Source organism: Kaistia soli DSM 19436, assembly GCF_900129325.1.
GTDB classification, from domain to species: domain Bacteria; phylum Pseudomonadota; class Alphaproteobacteria; order Rhizobiales; family Kaistiaceae; genus Kaistia; species Kaistia soli.
In genome coordinates, this window is record NZ_FQUP01000001.1 from 90,227 (window position 1) to 109,122 (window position 18,896).

An 18,896-nucleotide genomic window follows, 5' to 3' on the forward strand; every position below is an offset into this window, starting at 1 on the left:
TCGGCCCTTAACCCAAGCGTCGGGAATACGAATGGCCCTTGAGAAGCAACCCGGCGAAAGCGGCGCGGGCGGTCAGACTGAGAGTGGCAAGCGGGCATCCGGTCGCGGCGATGCCGAGGTCTCGCGCAACAACATCCTCGATATTGCGACGGAAGAGTTTGCGGCCAACGGCCTTTCCGGGGCGCGCGTCGACACGATTGCCGAGAAGACGCTGACGTCGAAGCGGATGATCTATTACCATTTCGGCAGCAAGGAAGGTCTCTACCTCGCCGTTCTCGAGCGCGCTTATGGCGGCATTCGCATCGTCGAGGGGGACCTGCATCTCGACGAATACAGCCCGGAAGACGCGATCCGCATCCTGATCGGCTCCACCTTCGACTACCAGAACGACCACCCGGAATTCGTTCGCCTCGTCGCGATCGAGAACATCCACAATGCGGATCACCTGAAGACGCTGCCGGTGATCGCCAAGCTCAACGCATCGGTGATCGACACCATCCAGCGAATCCTCGATCGCGGACGAAGCGACGGCACCTTCAAGGCGGCCATCGACGCCACCGACCTGCACATGATGATCAGTTCGTTCTGCTTCTTCCGCGTTTCGAACCGGCACACCTTCAGCACGATCTTCGAGCGTGATCTGGGCGACGCAGTCGTCCTCGTCCGGCATCGCCAGCTCATCCAAGACATGATCGTCACCTATCTGAAAAACGGCTGAACCAACTGTCTCCGCGGATGAACCGCCGGTCTCCAGCGGCATCGGCGATCATGAGACCGGCAGCAAGCATCGAGGCGACCAAAAAGCAAAAGGCCCGCCGGAAGGCGGGCCTTTTACAGGGCTGGTTGCGGGGACCAGATTTGAACTGATGACCTTCAGGTTATGAGCCTGACGAGCTACCGGGCTGCTCCACCCCGCGATAAGTGCTTCGACGAAGAGACTTGGCTTTCGCCGTCGCGCAACGGTCATATAGGCGTTCGGCCACCGGCTTGAAACCCCGGCCGGGACGATTTTTGATTTCGTCCACAGGCCGAACGACGATCAGCTCGCCGGATTGATGCGGATGCCGAGTTCGCGAAGCTGACGCGTGCCGGCCTCGCTGGGGGCGCCCATCAGGAGATCCTGCGCCTGCTGGTTCATCGGGAACAGCGTGATCTCGCGCAGGTTCTGCACGCCGCAGATCAGCATCACGATGCGGTCGATGCCCGGCGCCATGCCGCCATGCGGCGGCGCGCCATATTGGAACGCGCGATAGAGGCCGCCGAAGCGCTCCTCGACCGTCGTCTCGTCGAGCCCAACCAGGCCGAAGGCCTTCACCATCAGCTCCGGAATGTGATTGCGCAGGCCGCCCGAGGCGATCTCGAAGCCGTTGCAGACGAGATCATACTGGTAAGCCTTGATCGTCAGCGGATCCTGGTTTGCCAGCGCATCGAGCCCACCCTGCGGCATCGAGAAGGGATTGTGCGCGAAATCGAGCTTCTTCTCTTCCTCGCTCCATTCATAGAACGGGAAATCGACGATCCAGGCGAGCTCGAAGCTGTTGGTATCGACGAGGCCAAGCTCGGTGCCGACGCGCGTGCGCGCATCGCCGGCGAAGCGGTAGAACGTCTTCGGATTGCCGGCGACGAAGAAGACGGCGTCGCCATCCTCAAGGCCAAGCTGCTGGCGCAGCGCCTCGGTGCGCTCCTCTCCGATGTTCTTGGCGACCGGACCCGCACCCTCAAGCGCGCCGTTTTCGGTGCGCCAGAAGATATAGCCGAGGCCCGGCTGGCCCTGCTGCTGCGCCCAGGAGTTCATGCGGTCGCAGAACGCTCTGGAGCCGCCGCCCTTGGCCGGGATCGCCCAGACCTCGGCCTTCGGATCGGCCTCGATCATGCGTGCGAACACCTTGAAGCCCGAGCCGGCGAAATGCTGCGTCACCGCCTGCATCTCGATCGGGTTGCGCAGGTCCGGCTTATCGGAGCCATAGGTGCGGATCGCCGTGTCATAAGGAATGCGGCGGAAGGTTTCCGTGACCCTCTTGCCGTCGGCGAATTCCTCGAACAGGCCGCGCATCACCGGCTCCATCGTGCCGAGGATGTCGTCCTGCGTGACGAAGCTCATTTCGAGGTCGAGCTGGTAGAATTCGCCCGGCAGGCGGTCGGCGCGCGGGTCCTCGTCGCGGAAGCAGGGCGCGATCTGGAAATAGCGGTCGAAGCCGGCGACCATCAGGAGCTGCTTGTACTGCTGCGGCGCCTGCGGCAGCGCGTAAAACTTGCCCTGATGGATGCGCGAAGGCACGAGGAAGTCGCGCGCGCCCTCGGGCGAGGACGCGGTCAGGATCGGCGTCGAAAATTCGGTGAAGCCGATCTCGGTCATGCGCCGGCGCATCGAGGCGATCACCTGCGTGCGCTTCATGATGTTGGCATGGAGCGTTTCACGGCGAAGATCGAGGAAGCGGTATTTGAGGCGCGTGTCCTCGGGATAGTCCGGCTCGCCGAACACCGGCAGCGGCAATTCCTTGGCGGCCGAGAGGACCTCGATCTCGCTCGCGAACAGCTCGACGGCGCCGGTGGCAAGGTTCGGGTTCACGGTCTCGGCGGTCCGCTTCTTCACGAGACCGTCGATGCGCACGCACCATTCCGAGCGGAGCTGCTCGGCCGTGCCGAAAGCAGCGGAGTCTGGATCGACGACGATCTGGGTCAGCCCGTAATGATCCCGCAGATCGATGAAGAGCAGCCCGCCATGATCGCGTACCCGGTGGACCCAGCCGGAGAGGCGAACATTTTCGCCCGTGTTGGTTTCACGGAGTTGGCCGCAGGTATGGGTGCGATAGCGATGCATGATGGTCGATCCGGACTGCGAATTTCGAGGCGCGGCAATGCCGTTATTTGCGCGGGAGAAAGCGCATGCACCATGCCGGTTGTCAAGAAAAGTGCCGAAATCGAAACACGCGTTTGCATCTTCGACATTGTGGCACAGAGCGAAATTGCGTTTCCGCAATGCCCACCGGCTAGCCCTTGCAAAGCCGAAGCTCGACACCATCTAAGGTTCATCGCAGCGAGAGCCGCGGGACTGGTGCCCCGAAAGGGCGCCTCCCCTGTCGGCTAGGACGGATGTACTCCGGCCGGCGCGCTCATAGGCAGACGATGCATCGTCGCCGATGCTGCGATACCGATCGCCCAAGCCCGTAGCCGATGGATGTGCATAGACAATCATGCGCGCCATTGCCGGAGCTTGGGCTTTCTTTTTGCCCCTTCCCCCTACGCGACAAGCGCCAGCACCTGCGCTATGAAAAGCGCATGACGGATATCATTACTTCGACCGAATCCCTTGCCGCCGCCTGTTCCCGTTTCGCCACGTTCGACTTCGTCACGGTCGATACGGAATTTATGCGCGAGACGACCTACTGGCCCAAGCTCTGCATCATCCAGATCGCCAGCGCCGATGAGGCCGTGATCATCGACGCCGAGGCGCCGGGTCTCGACCTTGCCCCCTTCTTCGCGCTGATGGCGGACGAGACGGTGATGAAGGTGTTCCATGCCGCGCGGCAGGACATCGAGATCGTCTGGCATCTCGGTGGCATTCTCCCGCACCCGATCTTCGACACCCAGGTCGCCGCCATGGTCTGCGGCTATGGCGAGTCGATCTCCTATGATCAGCTCGTGGGGCGCATCACCGGACACCCGATCGACAAGTCTTCGCGGTTCACGGACTGGAGCCGCCGTCCGCTCACCGAGCACCAGGTCGAATACGCTCTCGCCGACGTGACGCATCTGCGCGATGTCTATCTGGCGCTGAAGGGCAAGCTCGAGAGCCAGGGCCGCAGCGACTGGGTCGCCGAAGAGATGGACGTCCTGACGTCGGTCGACACCTATCAGGTTGAGCCCGAAAACGCCTGGAAACGGCTGAAAATGCGGATCAAGAAGCCGCTACAGCTGGCCGTCCTGATGGAAATCGCCGCCTGGCGCGAAAGCGAGGCGCAGGCGCGCGACGTACCGCGCGGCCGCATCATCAAGGACGACGCGATCTACGAAATCGCCGAGCAGCTTCCGACGACCGCCGAGGCGCTTGGCCGGCTGCGGACCATCCCGAAGGGCTTCGAGCGTTCCCGCACCGCGGAGGACATCCTCGCCGCGGTCAAGCGCGCCGCGGCGATCCCGAAGGATCAGCTCCCGCGCGTGCCGAAGACGCGGCCGATGTCGGACGGCAACGGCGCCGCCGTCGACCTGCTCAAGGTTCTGCTCAAGATGACGAGTGAGGAGCACGGCGTCGCGGCGCGTGTCATCGCGACGGTCGATGAACTGGAAGCGATTGCGGCGGATGACGATGCCGGCGTGGCGCCGCTTGCCGGCTGGCGACGCGACCTTTTCGGCGAGAACGCGCTCAAATTGAAGCGCGGCGAGATTGCGCTCCGCCTCGATGGCCGCCGCGTTTCGATCGTGCGCGACCGGGATCCTGCCGCGCCGCTGTGACTTCCGTCACTTCGCAACGCAGCATCGACGGATAAACCTCCTGCAACTTCAGGAGGATGTCGATGCGGAAGATTGTGACCATCGCCGGCGCGATCGTGCTGGTGATCGCAGTCGTTGCGGTCTGCCTTGCGGGCTTTGCCTGGTTCGGAAGCCAGCACAAGCGGAACCGCATCGTCGACGTCAATGTGGCGCCTGTCGCCATCGCGGTCGATCCCGAAGGGATTGCGCGCGGCAAATATCTCTACGAATCGCGCGGCTGCACCGATTGCCATGGCCGCGACGGCGCCGGCAAGGTCGTGATCGACGACGGCGCCGGCATGCTGGTCCGCGCGCCGAACATCTCCTCCGCCGTCGGGACCGTGGCGAACGCGCTCGGTCCGCTCGACTGGGTCCGCCTGCTGCGCCACGGCATCAAGCCGAACGGCCGGCCGGTCCTGATCATGCCGAGCGAAGACTATGCGCGCATGACCGATGAGGATCTCGGCATGCTGGTCGGCTATGTGAAGACGCTGCCGCCGGTCGAAGGCCAGGTGGCGGAAATTAAGCTGCCACTGGTCGTGCGCTTTCTCTATGCCAGCGGGATCATCCGCGATGCGGCCGAGAAGATCGACCACACGCTGCCGCCACCACAGCCCATCGCGCCGACCGCGACGATCGCCTATGGCGACTATGTCGCCAATTCCTGCCGCGGCTGCCACAATCCGGCGCTGTCGGGCGGCCCGATCCCGGGCGCCCCGCCGGATTGGCCAGCCGCAGCCAACCTGACAACAGGCGCCGGCAGCGCGATGGCGCATTATCCGAGCGAAGCGGCCTTCGCCGCCATGCTGAAGAGCGGCAAGCGCCCAGACGGCTCGCCGGTCAGCCCGGTCATGCCCTTCGAATCATTGAAAGAACTCGATGCGTCCGACGTCGCCGCACTCTACGCCTTCTTCAAGAGCCTGCCGGCGAAGAAGCAGGGCGAGGTGTGACGCCGACAGGAGCCGCGCCAGGTGCGGCCGACGCCGCGCCTATTCGAGAACGATGCGCGGCGTCATCGCCGAGAGCTTGGCCAACTGCGTCACACGGCGGGAAAGCCGCGATCCGATCAGCGCCGCCTTGTCATGCGGCAGCACCAGCGTCAGCTGGTCGCCCTGCGCCTCGAAGCGCGTGCGGGGAATGACACCGGCCATCGATCCGGAGATCATATAGGCGACACGCAGCACCGCGCCGAGCGCACGCGCCCGTTCCATAAGCCGTGTCGTGGCCAGTTCGCGGATGCGCGAGGAGATGTTCTCGTCGACAAGCCCCTCGTGGCGGTAATAGTTGGCCAGCGCCAGATAGGCCCGTCCAGGATGGTCAATGCCGACAAAGGCGCCGTGCGAAATCAGATTGAGGCTCTGCTCGCCGCGATAATCGGGATGGCCGCGCCAGCCGATATCAGCCAGCAGGCAGGCGGCAATGCGCAGCCGCTGCTCGTCCTCCGTCTCCTCGAAGCCCATCGCCGCCAGCGCCTGGCCCGACCAGGGCCCGAGTTCGCGGGCATGGCCCGGAGACCGGGAGCGAAGCACCGCCAGTTCCTCCGAGGCGGCAATCAGGGGGTCTTCCGCCTTTTCCGCGTCCGGCAGCAGATCGTAGAGCAGCCCCTCGCGCACGCCGAGCGCCGAAAGCACGATCTCCGACGGCTTCATTACGCGGATGAGTTGTTCGAGAACGATCGCGCCATAAGGCAGCAGGGCGCGGCGGCTCTTGGAGACCGCCTCGATCGAATCGAGCGATTCCGCGTCGCGCCGCGCCACCATCCGGCAGAACTCGAGCGCCTCGGAGGCCGGCATCGAATACTGATGCATGATGTGCAGCGGATAGCCCTTCTGCCGCATATGCAGCCGCGCCAGCGAACGCCAGGTGCCGCCGATCGCGTAGAATGCCCGCCCCTGCCCGCCCGACAGGACCTTCGAATTGGCGAGCGCCTCGACGACGATCTTTTCCGCCTTGCGGACGGTGCGGTCCGACACTTCCTCAAGCCTTAGCCCGCCAAGCGGAAAGGTCTCGCCGATGCCGATCCGGCCGTTCTTGACGTCGACGACCTCCAGGCTGCCGCCGCCGAGATCGCCGGCGATGCCATCAGGCTTGTGGATGCCCGAAAGCACGCCCATGGCCGACAGCCGCGCCTCTTCCGGGCCGCTCAGCAGCGCCGGATGCAGGCCGGTGATCGATTCGACGGAATTCAGGAATTCCGGCCCGTTGCTGGCATCACGCGCCGCCGCCGTGGCGAGGACGTGCATCGTCTTGACGCCCATCTGCTCGCACAGAACCTTGAAGCGTCGGATCGCATCGAGCGAGGTCGCCACGGCCTCGTCATTGAGACGGCCCGTCGTCGCGACGCCGCGGCCGAGGCCGGCCAGTTCCTTCTCGTTGAACAGCGGCATCGGCGTCCGGCTCATCCGCTCATAGACGACGAGCCGGACCGAGTTCGAGCCGATATCGATGATCGCAACCGGTCCGCTGCCGTTCAGCCGCCCCGGAGCATGTTCCGACGATTCCGCCGCGCTGACGCCACCGTCAGTGCTTGGGCTGCTTGCCCCCGATCGATCGCGGCGAACTGTTCTTGAGGGATTTTCCACGTCCGGACAAACTCGGGTTGGTCATGAAGTATTGATGGGCGTTGAAGAGTTCTTCGCCCTTGCGGGGAACGATACGACGCGAGGAACCGTCCGAGAGGATTTCCCAGCTCTGCTGGTTGTCCTTGAGATTGGCGACCATGATCTGGTCAAGGACTTGCTCGTGCACGGTCGCATTCTGCATCGGAATCATCGCTTCGACGCGACGATCGAGGTTGCGCGGCATCATGTCCGCGGAGCCGATATAAACAATCGCTTCGGGCGACGGCAAGCCGTGGCCGTTGCCGAAACAGAGGATGCGGGCATGTTCCAGGAACCTGCCCACAATGGATTTCACCCGGATGCGTTCTGAAAGGCCGGGAATGCCCGGCCGCAGGCAGCAAATTCCGCGCACGACGATCTCGACATCGACCCCGGCCCGGCTCGCATCGTAGAGCGCGTCGATGATCTGCGGATCGACGAGCGAGTTCATCTTCATCCAGATGGCGCCGGGACGGCCGGCCTTCACATGCTCGATCTCGGCATAGATCAGATCGAGGATGCGCTTGCGCAGGAAATGCGGCGAGGTCGACAGCCGCTCGATCTCGACCGGCTCTGAATAGCCGGTGATATAATTGAAGACCCGCGCGACATCCCGGGCAACCGCCGGATCGTCCGAGAAATAGGACAGATCCGTATAAATCCGGGCGGTAATCGGATGATAATTGCCCGTTCCGATATGGACATAGCTCCGGAGCTGACCGCCCTCGCGGCGCACCACCAGCGAGAGCTTGGCATGCGTCTTCAGCTCGATAAAGCCGTAGACCACCTGCACGCCGGCGCGCTCCAGATCGCGCGCCCACTTGATGTTAGCTTCCTCGTCGAAGCGCGCCTTGAGCTCGACCAGCGCGGTCACCGACTTGCCGGCCTCCGCCGCCTCGGCCAGCGCCTGGACGATCGGCGAGTTCTTCGAGGTGCGGTAGAGCGTCTGCTTGATCGCCACGACGTCGGGATCAAGCGCCGCCTGGCGCAGATACTGAACGACGACGTCGAACGATTCGTATGGGTGATGGACGATCAGGTCCTTCTGGCGGATCGCCGCGAAACAGTCGCCGCCATGCTCGCGGATACGCTCGGGAAATCGTGCCTGATAAGGCGGGAATTTCAACGTCGGCCGGTCGATCGCGACGAGCTGCGAGAGATCGTTGAGCGCGAGCATGCCTTCGACGAGGAAGACCTCGTCAGGCAGAACGGCCAGCGCGCCGGCCACGAAATTGCGCAGCTTTTCCGGCGTCGCCGATTCGATCTCGAGGCGGATCACCGAACCGCGGCGGCGGCGCTTCAGCGCCGTCTCGAAGAATCGGACGAGATCTTCTGCCTCTTCCTCGACTTCCAGCTCGCTGTCTCGAATGATGCGGAAAGCGCCTTGTCCTTCAACCACATAGCCCGGGAAAAGGCGCGAAGTGAACAGTGACACCGTCTGCTCAAGGCTGATGAACCGATCGACGCCCGGCGCCGATTCCGGCAGGCGGATGAAGCGGTCGATCGTCATCGGAATGCGCAGAAGCGCCGTCATCCGCGCGCCGGACGAGGCCCGCGCGAGCTGCAGGATCAGCGAGAATCCGAGATTCGGAATGAACGGAAATGGGTGAGCCGGGTCGATGGCGAGCGGCGTCAGGATCGGGAAGACCGCGTCGAGGAAATAGGCTTCCAGCCAGATGCGATCCGCCGCAGTCAGCTCGGCCGGATCGACCGTCACCACGCCGACCGTATCCATTTCCTTCTTCAGTTCCGCCCAGCGCGCCTGCTGGTCGGATGCGAGCCGGCCAACCGCCTCGCCGATCTTCACGAGCTGCTCGCTCGGGGTCAGTCCATCATCGCTGGTGAGGCTGATTCCTTCGCGCTGCTGGCCACGAAGGCCCGCGACACGCACCATGAAGAACTCGTCGAGATTATTAGCGGAGATCGAGAGAAACCGCAGCCGCTCCAGCAATGGATGGCTGGCATTGCCCGATTCCTCGAGAACGCGGCGATTGAACTCGAGCCACGAGATCTCGCGATTGACGAAGCGCTCGGGGCTATGCCGCAACCGCTCGGCTTCCTGGTCGATCCGTGCGACTTCGGCAAGCGCTGCGCTGGCTTCGGGGTTCGTCTGGTCCATGGGGCGGTTCCAATCGAGGTAAGGCCGCGGCACCATATAGCCTGATTATGACGGTTTCGTCATGGCTGCATCGATTCAGCCTTCTTCGCCCTCGATGCGAGCCAGCACCTGCGCGGCGAGCTGGCGCGTAAGCGGCCGCCCGGCGGCGAGCGCCTCGGCGTCGAGCGCGGCGACGATCCTTCCAGCTGCCTCCAGCGAGCGTTCGATGCGTCGGCTGAGATAGTCGACGAGGCTGGCGTCGACGGGAAGCTGCCGATCGGCGAAGAGCTTGACGATCACCTGCGCCAGCAACGCGTCGTCGGGCGCATCGAGACCGACCGGGACAGCGGCTCGGAGGCGCGAGCGCAAATCGGGGAGCACGAATGCAAGCTCGGCCGGAAGCACGCGGCTCGTCAGCAGGGCATGAGCCTCGCGCTCGCGCACAAGATTGAGCAGATGAAACAGCGCTGTCGGATCCGTCTCCGGCGCATGGATATCCTCGACCAGCACGGCGCCGGATGCGAGCAGCGCGCCGAGATCAGCGGTGCCGAGATCACGCGCTCCGACCTCCGCGGCGCCGCTGGATTCGCGCCAGATCGCGGCGAGGTGCGTCTTGCCCGAACCCGGCGGGCCGACCAGAATCGCCACGCGGTTCGGCCAGGCCGGATAGCGGTCGATCATCGCGATCGCCGCTTCGTTGGCGGCGCCGACGATGAAATCTGCGCGCGTCAACGCCGGCGGGTGCGGCAGCTCAAGCGCCAGTTGGCGCGTTTCACTCATCAGGGCTGGCTTCAGCATCGCCGCGATAGATGGGGCTCGTCAGGTAGCGCGCAATGCCGAATCGCACGAGGACGCCGATCGCCGCGGATGCGGGCACGGCGATCAACAGACCGACAAAGCCGAACAGCACGCCAAAGGCGAAGAGCGCAAACATCAGCCAGACGGGATGCAGGCCGACGCTGGCGCCGACGAGGCGCGGCTGCAGGATGTTGCCTTCGAAGAACTGGCCGACGAGGAAGACGCCGATCACGGCGCCGACCCAATACCAGTCCGGCCAGAACTGGACGATGGCGACGCCGACCGAGATGACGAAGCCGAGCGTCGTGCCGACATAGGGAATGAACGACAGGATGCCCGCGCCGATGCCGATGAGCAGGCCGAAATTGAGCCCCAGCACGGCCAGGCCGAGGCCATAGAACGAGCCGAGGATGAGGCAAACGAGCCCCTGCCCGCGCACAAAGCCGGCAATGGCGCTGTCGGCATCGCGAGCGAGCATGCGTACGGTCTCGACATGATCGCGCGGAATCCAGCTGTCGATCCGTGCCAGCATCCGGTCCCAGTCGACCAGCATGTAAAAGGCGACGACGGGGGTGACGACGAGAAGCGAGATGACGTCGATGAGCGCCGAGCCGCCGCTCCACAGCGATTTGAGCACCGTCGACAGCCAGGACGCGCCCTGGCTCATCAATTGCCCCATCGAACTCTGCAACTGCGCCGCATCCACGCGGAAAAGCGCGCCGAACCTCGTGTTCAACAGCGAATTGGCCAGCGACTGCAATTGCTGCGCATAGGATGGAATCCGCTCGATGAATCCGGCCAGCTGGTTCGCAAGGATAGGCACGAACAGCACGAACATCAGCACCAGCAGGACGACGAAGACGACGAGAATGATCAGCGACGCCGCCATGCGGCTGAAGCCGCGCCGCTCGAACCAGTCGGCGACCGGGTCGAGCGCATAGGCGACCGCCATGCCGGCGATGAACGGCAGCAGCACGGTGCGGAAGACGACGAGGAACAGGATGAAGGCGGCAAGCGCGCCCACCCAGAACATCATCTGACGCTGCAGGCTCAAAACGCTGGTCCCCCGGGCTGGCGGCCGCCCCGGATCGGGCTTTCGGCACGCCGAACCAGATAGGACGATGGCAGAAGGCGGGTCAAGCATGCGGCCGCGACGCATATCGCCGTGCCGATGACCCGAATATCGGTTGACGGAGCGGCGCTGCTGTGATCCTCCCTCCGCATCGCAACCGGATACAGCCGATGACCGACAAGAGCACCCGCGCCAATGCCTTGAGCTATGCCGATGCCGGCGTCGACATCGACGCAGGCAATCGCCTGGTGACGCTGATCAAGCCGCTGGTGAAGGCCACACGCCGGCCGGGCGCCGATGCCGAGATCGGCGGGTTCGGCGGTCTGTTCGATCTGAAAGCCGCGGGTTTCAAGGATCCACTGCTTGTGGCCGCCAATGACGGCGTCGGTACCAAGCTGAAGATCGCCATCGACACCAAAATCCACGACACGGTCGGCATCGACCTCGTCGCCATGTGCGTCAACGACCTCATCGTGCAGGGTGCCGAGCCGCTCTTCTTCCTCGACTATTTCGCGACCGGCAAGCTCGACCCCGAAGAGGCGGCGACCGTGGTTGCCGGCATCGCCGAGGGCTGCCGCATCGCGGGCGCCGCGCTGATCGGCGGCGAGACCGCCGAGATGCCGGGCATGTACAAGGCCGGCGACTATGATCTCGCAGGCTTCGCCGTCGGTGCCGTCGAACGTGAGCAACTGTTGCCCTCGCCGGATATCGCGAGCGGCGATGTCGTGCTCGGCCTCGCTTCGTCCGGCGTTCATTCGAACGGTTATTCGCTCGTCCGCCGCATCGTCGAGCTTTCCGGCGCGGCATTCGACGCGCCGGCTCCCTTCGACGCATCGCAGTCGCTGGCCCGCGCGCTGATGCAGCCGACGCGAATCTACGTGAAGCCGCTGCTCGCGGCCTTCCGCGCTGGCCCCGGCATCAAGGCGCTGGCGCATATCACCGGCGGCGGGTTCATCGACAATATTCCGCGCGTGCTGCCCGAGGGCCTGGCGGCTTCGATCGATCTGGACGCGGTGGTCGTTCCGCCTGTCTTCGGCTGGCTGGCACGCGCGGGCGGCGTCGCGGACCACGAAATGCTGCGAACCTTCAACTGCGGCGTTGGCATGATTGTCGTCGTCGCGCCCGAGGCCGCCGACGCTGTCGCGGCGGTCCTCGCCAGCGAGGGCGAACAGGTCATGCGGCTTGGCTCGCTGGTGCCGGGCGAAGGCGTCATCTTCAACGGAAGCCTCGCGCTATGAGCCACGGCCGCAAGCGGGTCGCCATCCTGATTTCGGGTCGTGGCAGCAATATGCGCTCGCTGATCGAGGCCGCCGAGGATACGGATTTCCCGGCCGAGATCGTGCTGGTGCTTGCCAACAGGCCGGATGCGGGCGGACTCGCTGTTGCAAGGGAGGCAGGAATCGCCACTGCTGTGGTCGATCACAAAGCCTATCCGAAGGACCGTCCAGGCTTCGATGCTGCCGTCGACGCGGCTCTCAGAGCGGCGGATGTCGAACTCGTCTGTCTCGCCGGCTTCATGCGTCTGTTGACCCCCGGCTTCGTCGAAGGCTGGCGCGACCGGATGATCAACATCCATCCCTCGCTGCTGCCGCTCTTTCCGGGTCTTCACACGCATGAGCGCGCCATCGAGGCCGGCATGCGCATCACCGGCTGCACGGTCCATTATGTACGGCCAGAAATGGACTCCGGGCCGATCATCGCCCAGGCCGCCGTGCCGATCGCCTTCGACGACACTCCAGAGACGCTGGCCGCACGCGTCCTGTCCTCCGAGCACGAGATCTATCCGCTGGCGCTGGCGCTCGTCGCCGCCGGGCTGGTTCGGGTGGAGAATGAGCGGCTTATCGTTGATCCGTCATTGCCCGTCGACACAGCCGACGCGCTGATCGCCCCGAGTTTCGGCGGCTGAAGCAAGCCGAGACTAGACGAGGAACTGGCCGCCGCTGGCATCGATCAGCTCGCCGGTGACCCAGCGCGCATCGTCGGAGGCGAGGAAAGCGACGATATCGGCGACATCGGCCGGCTCGCCGACCCGGTCGAACACTGAGCGCGCCGAGGCCGCCTCGGCACCGCCGGGGGCGTTTACCCAGTCGCTCATGTCCGAACGGATGATCCCGGGCAGTACCGCATTGACCGTAATCCCGCGCGGACCAAGCGCCTTGGCATGCGAGCGCGTCATCGCGTTCAGTGCCGCCTTGGTCATGCTGTACACGATGGCGTCGGGAAACGGCAGGCGGGCAAGCCCCGACGAGATGTTGATGACGCGCCCACCGTCCGAAATCCGCTCCGAAAGTGCCTGCGTCACGAAGAACGGCGTCTTCATGTTGATGCCGACCAGCGCATCGAAATTCGCCTCGCCTGCAGCGAGACCCGCCGGCAGCGACTGGCCGGCGTTGTTGACGAGGATGTCGACCCGCTCTCCGGCGGGAATGCCCGCGACCAAGGTTTCCACTCCCTTGAGATCGCCGAGCACGGCGCCGACGACGAAGCTTGATCCCCCCATTGCCGCGATGGCATCGGCGACGGCACGAGCCGCCGCTTCGCTGCGACCATAATGAATTCCGACCCGCGCGCCCTCGCTGGCGAACCGCAGCGCGATCGCCTTTCCGATGCCGCGCGAAGCGCCCGTCACCAGTGCCGTCTTGCCGCTGAGCCGACCCTTCATGCCGCTTTCCTCACCCAGACCTTGTTGTCGTGCACGGCCGCGCCGCCGAAGGGGGCGACCGGGTCCGCGCCGGTCAGCGTATTGATGCCGTTGCCGTCTTCGAAGGCGCTGTTCGGCCAGATGCCTTCGGAGATCACGACGCCGCGCTTCAAGCCCTCGAACAGCCTGGCATGCACCGTAACGGCGCCGCGCTCATTGCCGACCGCGACGCGTTCGCCCTCGACAATGCCGAGCGCCGCGGCGTCCTCGGGGTGAATCATCAGCTCCGGCCGGCCCTCGCGGGTGATTGATCCCGGTGTCTCGTTGAACGAGGAATTGAGGAAGGAGCGCGCCGGCGAGGTGGCGAGGCGGAAGGGATGCGCCTCATCGGCTGCCTCGATCGAGCCCCAGTGATCGGGAAATTCCGGCATTGCGGCATGCGGCCCGACCGCGCCATAGTTCTCGTTGTCGACGGCGGCCCAATCGACGCGGAAATGGAACTTGCCATCGGCATGGCCAAAGCCATCCAGGAAGTGCGCCGTCTCGAACGGGGACTGGCAATCGATCCAGCGCTTTTCCTCGAGGTTTGCGAGCGTCCCCCAGCCGGAACCCTGCAGCATCTCATCGATCAGTTCGCGCTCGCTCATCGCAAAGCCCGGGTGAGTCAGGCCGAGGCGCCGCGCGAGCCCCGTGATCACCTGATGATTGGTGCGGCATTCGGCCGGCGGCTCGATCAGCTTGCCGCCGAAGATGATGTATTGGTGGCCGCCGCCCTTGTAGATGTCGTCATGCTCCATGAACATCGTCGCGGGGAGCACGATGTCGGCCATCCTGGCCGTGTCGGTCATGATTTGCTCGTGTACGGCGACGAAGAGGTCGTCGCGGGCAAAGCCGCGCTTCACCAGCGTCTGGTCCGGACAGACCGAGACAGGATTGGTGTTCTGGACGATCATCGCCGTCACCGGCGGGCCGCCCTTCAGCGCGTCCGGATCATTGGTCAGAACAGGGCCGGTGCGCGACTGGTCGAGCTGGCGCACCGACGGATCGATCAGTTCGAGACCCTCGATCGCGGTCTTGTCGAGATGAAAGATGCCGCTGTTCGAATGGAACGCGCCACCACCTTCATGCTGCCAGGCGCCCGTGACCGCGGGAATCGAGAGCGCGGCGTGCATCGCCACAGCGCCGTTGCGCTGGCGCGAGAAGCCATAGCCAAGCCGGAAGAAGCTGCGCTTCGTCGTGCCGACCAGCGTCGCGAAGGCCTCGATCTCGCTGACGGCAAGGCCGGTGATGGCCGCCGCCCACTCCGGCGTACGGGTCGCCAGATGCGCCTCCAGCGCCCCGGCGGCATCGGTATAGCGGGCGAGATAGGCCCGGTCGGCATGGCCGTCACGAAACAACACATGCATGACGGCGGCGGCAAGCGCGCCATCGGTGCCGGGCTTCAGGCAGAGCGCGATGTCGGCCTGCTTCATCGTGTCGTTCTGGTAGATGTCGATGGCGACGATCTTGGCGCCGCGTTCCTTGCGGGCGCGGATCGCGTGGGTCATCACATTGACCTGCGTCGCGACGGCATTCGTCCCCCAGAGCACGACGCAATCCGATTTCGCCATCTCGCGCGGATCGACGCCGGCAATGCGCCCCGCGCCGGCGATATAGCCCGTCCAGGCCATGTTGGTGCAGATCGTACCGTAGAAGCCCGAATAGCGCTTTTCGTGGCGGAGGCGATTGATGCCGTCGCGCTGCACCAGGCCCATCGTGCCGGCATAATAATAGGGCCAGACCGTCTCGGCGCCGAGACGCGCCTCGGCTTTCACGAAGGCTTCGGCGATCTCGTCGAGGGCATCCTCCCAGCCGATCGACGCCCATTCGCCCGCGCCCTTTTCGCCTTTGCGGCGAAGAGGTTGCGTCAGGCGGTTCGGATTATGAATCCGCTCGGCATAGCGCGCGACCTTCGCGCAGATGACGCCAGCGGTATAGTCATTGTCCTTCGCACCGCGCACCCGCCCGATCCGCTTGCCCTCGATGATCTCGACATCAAGCGCACAGGTGGACGGACAGTCATGCGGACAGGCCGAATGGCCGATGCGGAGCGGAGCGAGCTGATTCATGAAGGATTTGGTCCCGGGGGCGACCGGCACGTTATCGCGCCGGATCGGGGCAGTGTCGAGGCGCGGCTGCGCCGCACCTGCGACAGAGCGTAAGGCTTACCCCAGCAGCCGCTCGGCCCATTTCTCGACGGGATCGCCCGAGCCGAAATCGGGCTGGACGAGGCCGTTGACCATGAAGGTCGGGGAGACGTGGATACCGTTCTGGCGGGCGTATTTCGCGTGCCATTTGATCTCCTTGTCGAGATCGGGAATGGCGAAAGCGTCCCAAAGGTCGATACCGCTGTAGGCCTCCAGGCGATCGATGATCTGGCGGGGCGTCGCGTCGAGATTGGCGCCGCCGAAATGGTGGTCGAATTCAAATTCCTCGCGCTTCTCGGCGATGGCCGCGAGCACCGTCTTGGCATTGTCCTTGCCGCCGGGGAGCGTTGAAGAGGCGAGCACGCAGCGGACCAGCAGACCCGAGAACATATGCCATGGCTGCGAGACAAAGCGGAGCTTGATGGTGATCTTGTCCTCGCCCGCCAGCGCGAGCAGGGCATCGAGCTTGCCGAACGCCCGGCACGAATAGGGGCATGTCGGCTCGAGGAAGGTCTCGAAAAGGCTCGGACCGTGGCCGAAGGTCAGCGGATCGGCGCGCCATGTCGGCTGGGTCATGTCGGATCTCCTCAAGGAATGGGCGGATGAAGCGGATCGGCGCATCGCCGGGCGGCTGGTACTCGGCAAATCAATAGGGATTCAGGAAGCGAATATCGGCCGGGGATACACTCGACTTATCGCGCGGTGCGGCAGACGTGTCGAGAGCGGGGCAATGCTCGTCTCAGACTGAGCTGGGCACGATATCCGCATCATCGGGCTGATCGGCCAGCAGCATCATCCGGAGCGGCGCGATGGCGAATCGGTCGCGGCCGCGGGTCTTGGCCATATAGAGTGCAGCGTCGGCGGCGCTCCCAAGGGCCTTCGCGGAAGCGCCGGGACGCCAGGTGGCGCAGCCGATCGAGAGCGTGGCTGGCAGAGCGTGCTGGTGCCAGACGAAAGGATTGGCCCGCGCCGTGTCGAGTAGCCGCTGGCCAACGATCGTGGTCTCGGCATCGTCCTGGCCGGGTACGAGGATCGTGAACTCATCGCCCCCGGTACGCGCGAGAATGTCCGTCGGCCCGAGATTGGCCCGGATCGTGCGCGCAACATGGACGAGGCAGGCGTCCCCGGCGGCATGACCATGATTGTCGTTGACCTCCTTGAAGCGGTCGAGGTCGACGATCATCAGCGAGAAATGCTGGCCCGTCGCTTCCGCTTCGTCCATCAGCGCCTCAAGGTTGCTTTCGAGCGCGCGACGGTTTGGAAGGCCCGTAAGTTCATCCTGGAACGCCTGTCGCCGCAGAGCGCTGTAGAGACGATCGGTGACCATCAGAACCAGCCCGAAATTCCACAGCATGCCGCTGAAGATGACAAGCAGCACGACGGCCGGCTCCACCAGAGCATAGGTCTGCCGGGCCATCAGGTCCGCCTGCTGCAAAAGGTTGCTCGTCAGTTCGACGAAATGGACGAGGATGCCGAGCGCAAATCCCGCTTCGGCAAGCCGCGAGCCGGCGTGCCGCTCCTTTGACAGATGAAGATCCACCGTGGCCGCCAACAGCGGTGCCGACTGGCAGATCGCATAGATGAGATTGCGGGCGCCTGGCTGCGCCTCGACAAAGGTCGGCACGATCAGGACTGCCATCGCAGAGCCGGAGATCGCGAAAACCTCCGGCCATGGCAGCCGCCGGCCAAGGAACTCACGCACGCCGACCCAATAAAGGCAGAAGCCGAAGATCACGAGGCCGTTGCCGAGATAGATCGGCACGAGCGTCTTGAAGAACGCTTCGGTCGCCAGCACACCGCCGCCGATCGCAGTGGTGGCGCAGGCAGCCACCCACCACCGCGCAGCGGGGAGCCTGTCATAGGCGACATAGATAGCGCTCCAGACGATCAGCATCAGAAGCGTGTTGCTGAGGATCACGACATAGAGGGTTGTAAAATCGAGAGACATGCTTCCTCCCCATATCGCCCCTCGAGCAAGGCCTGACCAAACTCGTTTCCCCGCGGCGACGTGGCTAAATTCCAGCAGTCGGGGACTTTCGCAACTCCTAATTGTGAAGCTTGCCGAATAAGTGCAACGGCATGGGCGCAGCGGCTCAACACGCGCTGGCGCCATGCCGGTCGGGGCGGTAAGGACAGGCATGAACTATCGTCACGCCTATCACGCCGGAAATTTCGCCGATGTCGTCAAGCATGCCGTGCTGGCGCTGCTGATCGAGCGGCTGAAGGCCAAGGACAAGGGCTTTCGCGTCATCGACAGCCACGCCGGCATCGGGCTTTACGACCTTACCTCCCCGCTCGCCGCCAAGACCGGCGAATGGGAGCGCGGCGTCGGCAAGCTGGTCGGTCCGGATCTCAAGGCGGTGATGCTCTCGGCGAAGCTGGCCGACGCGCTCGCGCCCTATCTCGCCGCCATCCGCGCGGTCAATCCAGATGGTCGGCTGCGCTTCTATCCCGGCTCGCCGATGATCGCCCGCGTGCTGATGCGTGAAGTCGACCGGCTGACCGCCGTCGAACTCAATAGCGACGATGCCAAGCTGCTCATGAGCCGGTTCGCCGGCGATATCCAGGTCAAGGCCATCGAGCTCGACGGCTATCTGGCACTCGGCTCCTTCGTGCCGCCCAAGGAGCGACGGGGGCTGGTGCTCGTCGATCCGCCCTATGAGGAGCAAAACGAGTTCCGCACGCTCGCGGACGGCTTTCTCAAGGCTTATGAACGCTGGCCAACCGGCGTCTATGCGCTCTGGTATCCGGTTAAGGATCTCGGGGCGGTCAAGAACTTCCACAAGCGGCTGCACGACAGCGGCGTGCAGCGGCTGCTGGGTGCCGAGCTCTGGGTCCGCGACCGGGCGACGCCCGACACTTTCAACGGCACCGGACTGGTGCTCTGCAATCCGCCCTGGAAGCTCGAGGACACGCTGGAAAGCCTGCTTGCCGGCCTCGTGCCCCTGCTGGGCGAGGACAGCGGCGCCGGCCGGCGCGTCTGGTGGATCCGCGCCGAGGAAGCCCCGGCGCGGTAGGCGTCTGACGGCGC

General features: G+C 64.5%; 15 protein-coding genes and 1 tRNA gene. 6 read left to right on the forward strand and 10 right to left on the reverse strand.

Going from position 1 to position 18,896, the window contains the following annotated elements:
• Positions 1-31 precede the first annotated feature (31 nt).
• Positions 32-718 (forward strand): TetR/AcrR family transcriptional regulator, encoded by a 687-nt coding sequence (locus tag BUB39_RS00405; protein ID WP_073050957.1) that lies wholly within the window; start codon positions 32-34, stop codon positions 716-718.
• Between the two features lie 122 nt (positions 719-840).
• Here BUB39_RS00405 and BUB39_RS00410 read toward each other — a convergent pair.
• Both BUB39_RS00410 and aspS read right to left on the reverse strand, forming a co-directional pair.
• Positions 841-917, reverse strand: a tRNA-Met gene (locus BUB39_RS00410).
• A gap of 122 nt (positions 918-1,039) precedes the next feature.
• On the reverse strand, positions 1,040-2,821 hold the full coding sequence (aspS, locus tag BUB39_RS00415; RefSeq protein WP_073050958.1) for an aspartate--tRNA ligase: 1,782 nt from the start codon (positions 2,819-2,821) through the stop codon (positions 1,040-1,042).
• Between the two features lie 458 nt (positions 2,822-3,279).
• On the opposite strand from aspS, the gene rnd reads away from it, so the two are divergent.
• On the forward strand, positions 3,280-4,452 hold the full coding sequence (gene rnd, locus BUB39_RS00420; RefSeq protein ID WP_073050959.1) for a ribonuclease D: 1,173 nt from the start codon (positions 3,280-3,282) through the stop codon (positions 4,450-4,452).
• A 62-nt stretch (positions 4,453-4,514) separates the two neighbouring features.
• Positions 4,515-5,420: a c-type cytochrome gene (locus BUB39_RS00425; protein WP_073052633.1), complete on the forward strand. Its 906-nt coding sequence runs from the start codon at positions 4,515-4,517 to the stop codon at positions 5,418-5,420.
• Between the two features lie 39 nt (positions 5,421-5,459).
• On the opposite strand, the gene ppx is transcribed toward BUB39_RS00425, so the two are convergent.
• The 4 genes from ppx to BUB39_RS00445 all read right to left on the reverse strand — a co-directional run bounded on the left by ppx (position 5,460) and on the right by BUB39_RS00445 (position 11,002).
• Positions 5,460-6,944, reverse strand: coding sequence for an exopolyphosphatase (gene ppx, locus BUB39_RS00430; protein ID WP_073052634.1), 1,485 nt, complete (start codon positions 6,942-6,944; stop codon positions 5,460-5,462).
• A 46-nt stretch (positions 6,945-6,990) separates the two neighbouring features.
• Positions 6,991-9,189 (reverse strand): RNA degradosome polyphosphate kinase, encoded by a 2,199-nt coding sequence (locus tag BUB39_RS00435; protein ID WP_073050960.1) that lies wholly within the window; start codon positions 9,187-9,189, stop codon positions 6,991-6,993.
• A gap of 75 nt (positions 9,190-9,264) precedes the next feature.
• On the reverse strand, positions 9,265-9,948 hold the full coding sequence (locus BUB39_RS00440) for a P-loop NTPase family protein (RefSeq protein ID WP_073052635.1): 684 nt from the start codon (positions 9,946-9,948) through the stop codon (positions 9,265-9,267).
• Complete coding sequence (locus BUB39_RS00445) at positions 9,941-11,002, reverse strand: AI-2E family transporter (protein WP_073050966.1); 1,062 nt, start codon at positions 11,000-11,002, stop codon at positions 9,941-9,943. Before BUB39_RS00445 ends, BUB39_RS00440 begins: the two co-directional genes overlap by 8 nt.
• A 206-nt stretch (positions 11,003-11,208) precedes the next feature.
• Between BUB39_RS00445 and purM the strand changes: the two genes are divergently transcribed.
• The gene (purM, locus tag BUB39_RS00450; RefSeq protein WP_073050968.1) at positions 11,209-12,276 is read left to right on the forward strand and encodes a phosphoribosylformylglycinamidine cyclo-ligase; all 1,068 of its coding nucleotides are present in this window, start codon (positions 11,209-11,211) and stop codon (positions 12,274-12,276) included.
• Positions 12,273-12,944 (forward strand): phosphoribosylglycinamide formyltransferase, encoded by a 672-nt coding sequence (gene purN, locus BUB39_RS00455; RefSeq protein ID WP_073050970.1) that lies wholly within the window; start codon positions 12,273-12,275, stop codon positions 12,942-12,944. The genes purM and purN overlap by 4 nt, the downstream gene beginning before the upstream one ends.
• A 12-nt stretch (positions 12,945-12,956) precedes the next feature.
• On the opposite strand, the gene BUB39_RS00460 is transcribed toward purN, so the two are convergent.
• The 4 genes from BUB39_RS00460 to BUB39_RS00475 all read right to left on the reverse strand — a co-directional run bounded on the left by BUB39_RS00460 (position 12,957) and on the right by BUB39_RS00475 (position 17,813).
• A complete protein-coding gene (locus BUB39_RS00460) occupies positions 12,957-13,700 on the reverse strand; it encodes an SDR family oxidoreductase (protein ID WP_073050972.1) in 744 nt (247 codons plus the stop codon).
• A complete protein-coding gene (locus tag BUB39_RS00465) occupies positions 13,697-15,787 on the reverse strand; it encodes a molybdopterin-containing oxidoreductase family protein (protein ID WP_073050973.1) in 2,091 nt (696 codons plus the stop codon). Before BUB39_RS00465 ends, BUB39_RS00460 begins: the two co-directional genes overlap by 4 nt.
• 96 nt (positions 15,788-15,883) lie before the next feature.
• On the reverse strand, positions 15,884-16,441 hold the full coding sequence (locus tag BUB39_RS00470) for a DsbA family protein (RefSeq protein WP_073050975.1): 558 nt from the start codon (positions 16,439-16,441) through the stop codon (positions 15,884-15,886).
• Positions 16,442-16,604: 163 nt separating this feature from the next.
• The gene (locus BUB39_RS00475; protein ID WP_073050977.1) at positions 16,605-17,813 is read right to left on the reverse strand and encodes a GGDEF domain-containing protein; all 1,209 of its coding nucleotides are present in this window, start codon (positions 17,811-17,813) and stop codon (positions 16,605-16,607) included.
• 190 nt (positions 17,814-18,003) lie between these two features.
• On the opposite strand from BUB39_RS00475, the gene BUB39_RS00480 reads away from it, so the two are divergent.
• Positions 18,004-18,882 carry a 23S rRNA (adenine(2030)-N(6))-methyltransferase RlmJ gene (locus tag BUB39_RS00480; RefSeq protein ID WP_073050979.1) on the forward strand — a complete coding sequence of 293 codons (879 nt, stop codon included), beginning with the start codon at positions 18,004-18,006 and terminating at the stop codon, positions 18,880-18,882.
• Positions 18,883-18,896 lie beyond the last annotated feature (14 nt).

Excerpts from the sequence above, each read along its gene's own strand:
- BUB39_RS00425 (WP_073052633.1), top strand. The coding sequence starts at position 4,515 with ATGCGGAAGATTGTGACCATCGCCGGCGCGATCGTGCTGGTGATCGCA.
- BUB39_RS00405 (WP_073050957.1), top strand. The coding sequence starts at position 32 with ATGGCCCTTGAGAAGCAACCCGGCGAAAGCGGCGCGGGCGGTCAGACT.
- BUB39_RS00460 (WP_073050972.1), bottom strand. The coding sequence starts at position 13,700 with ATGAAGGGTCGGCTCAGCGGCAAGACGGCACTGGTGACGGGCGCTTCG.
- BUB39_RS00435 (WP_073050960.1), bottom strand. The coding sequence starts at position 9,189 with ATGGACCAGACGAACCCCGAAGCCAGCGCAGCGCTTGCCGAAGTCGCA.
- BUB39_RS00470 (WP_073050975.1), bottom strand. The coding sequence starts at position 16,441 with ATGACCCAGCCGACATGGCGCGCCGATCCGCTGACCTTCGGCCACGGT.
- BUB39_RS00475 (WP_073050977.1), bottom strand. The coding sequence starts at position 17,813 with ATGTCTCTCGATTTTACAACCCTCTATGTCGTGATCCTCAGCAACACG.
- purM (WP_073050968.1), top strand. The coding sequence starts at position 11,209 with ATGACCGACAAGAGCACCCGCGCCAATGCCTTGAGCTATGCCGATGCC.
- purN (WP_073050970.1), top strand. The coding sequence starts at position 12,273 with ATGAGCCACGGCCGCAAGCGGGTCGCCATCCTGATTTCGGGTCGTGGC.
- rnd (WP_073050959.1), top strand. The coding sequence starts at position 3,280 with ATGACGGATATCATTACTTCGACCGAATCCCTTGCCGCCGCCTGTTCC.
- BUB39_RS00445 (WP_073050966.1), bottom strand. The coding sequence starts at position 11,002 with ATGATGTTCTGGGTGGGCGCGCTTGCCGCCTTCATCCTGTTCCTCGTC.
- BUB39_RS00440 (WP_073052635.1), bottom strand. The coding sequence starts at position 9,948 with ATGAGTGAAACGCGCCAACTGGCGCTTGAGCTGCCGCACCCGCCGGCG.
- BUB39_RS00465 (WP_073050973.1), bottom strand. The coding sequence starts at position 15,787 with ATGAATCAGCTCGCTCCGCTCCGCATCGGCCATTCGGCCTGTCCGCAT.
- aspS (WP_073050958.1), bottom strand. The coding sequence starts at position 2,821 with ATGCATCGCTATCGCACCCATACCTGCGGCCAACTCCGTGAAACCAAC.
- BUB39_RS00480 (WP_073050979.1), top strand. The coding sequence starts at position 18,004 with ATGAACTATCGTCACGCCTATCACGCCGGAAATTTCGCCGATGTCGTC.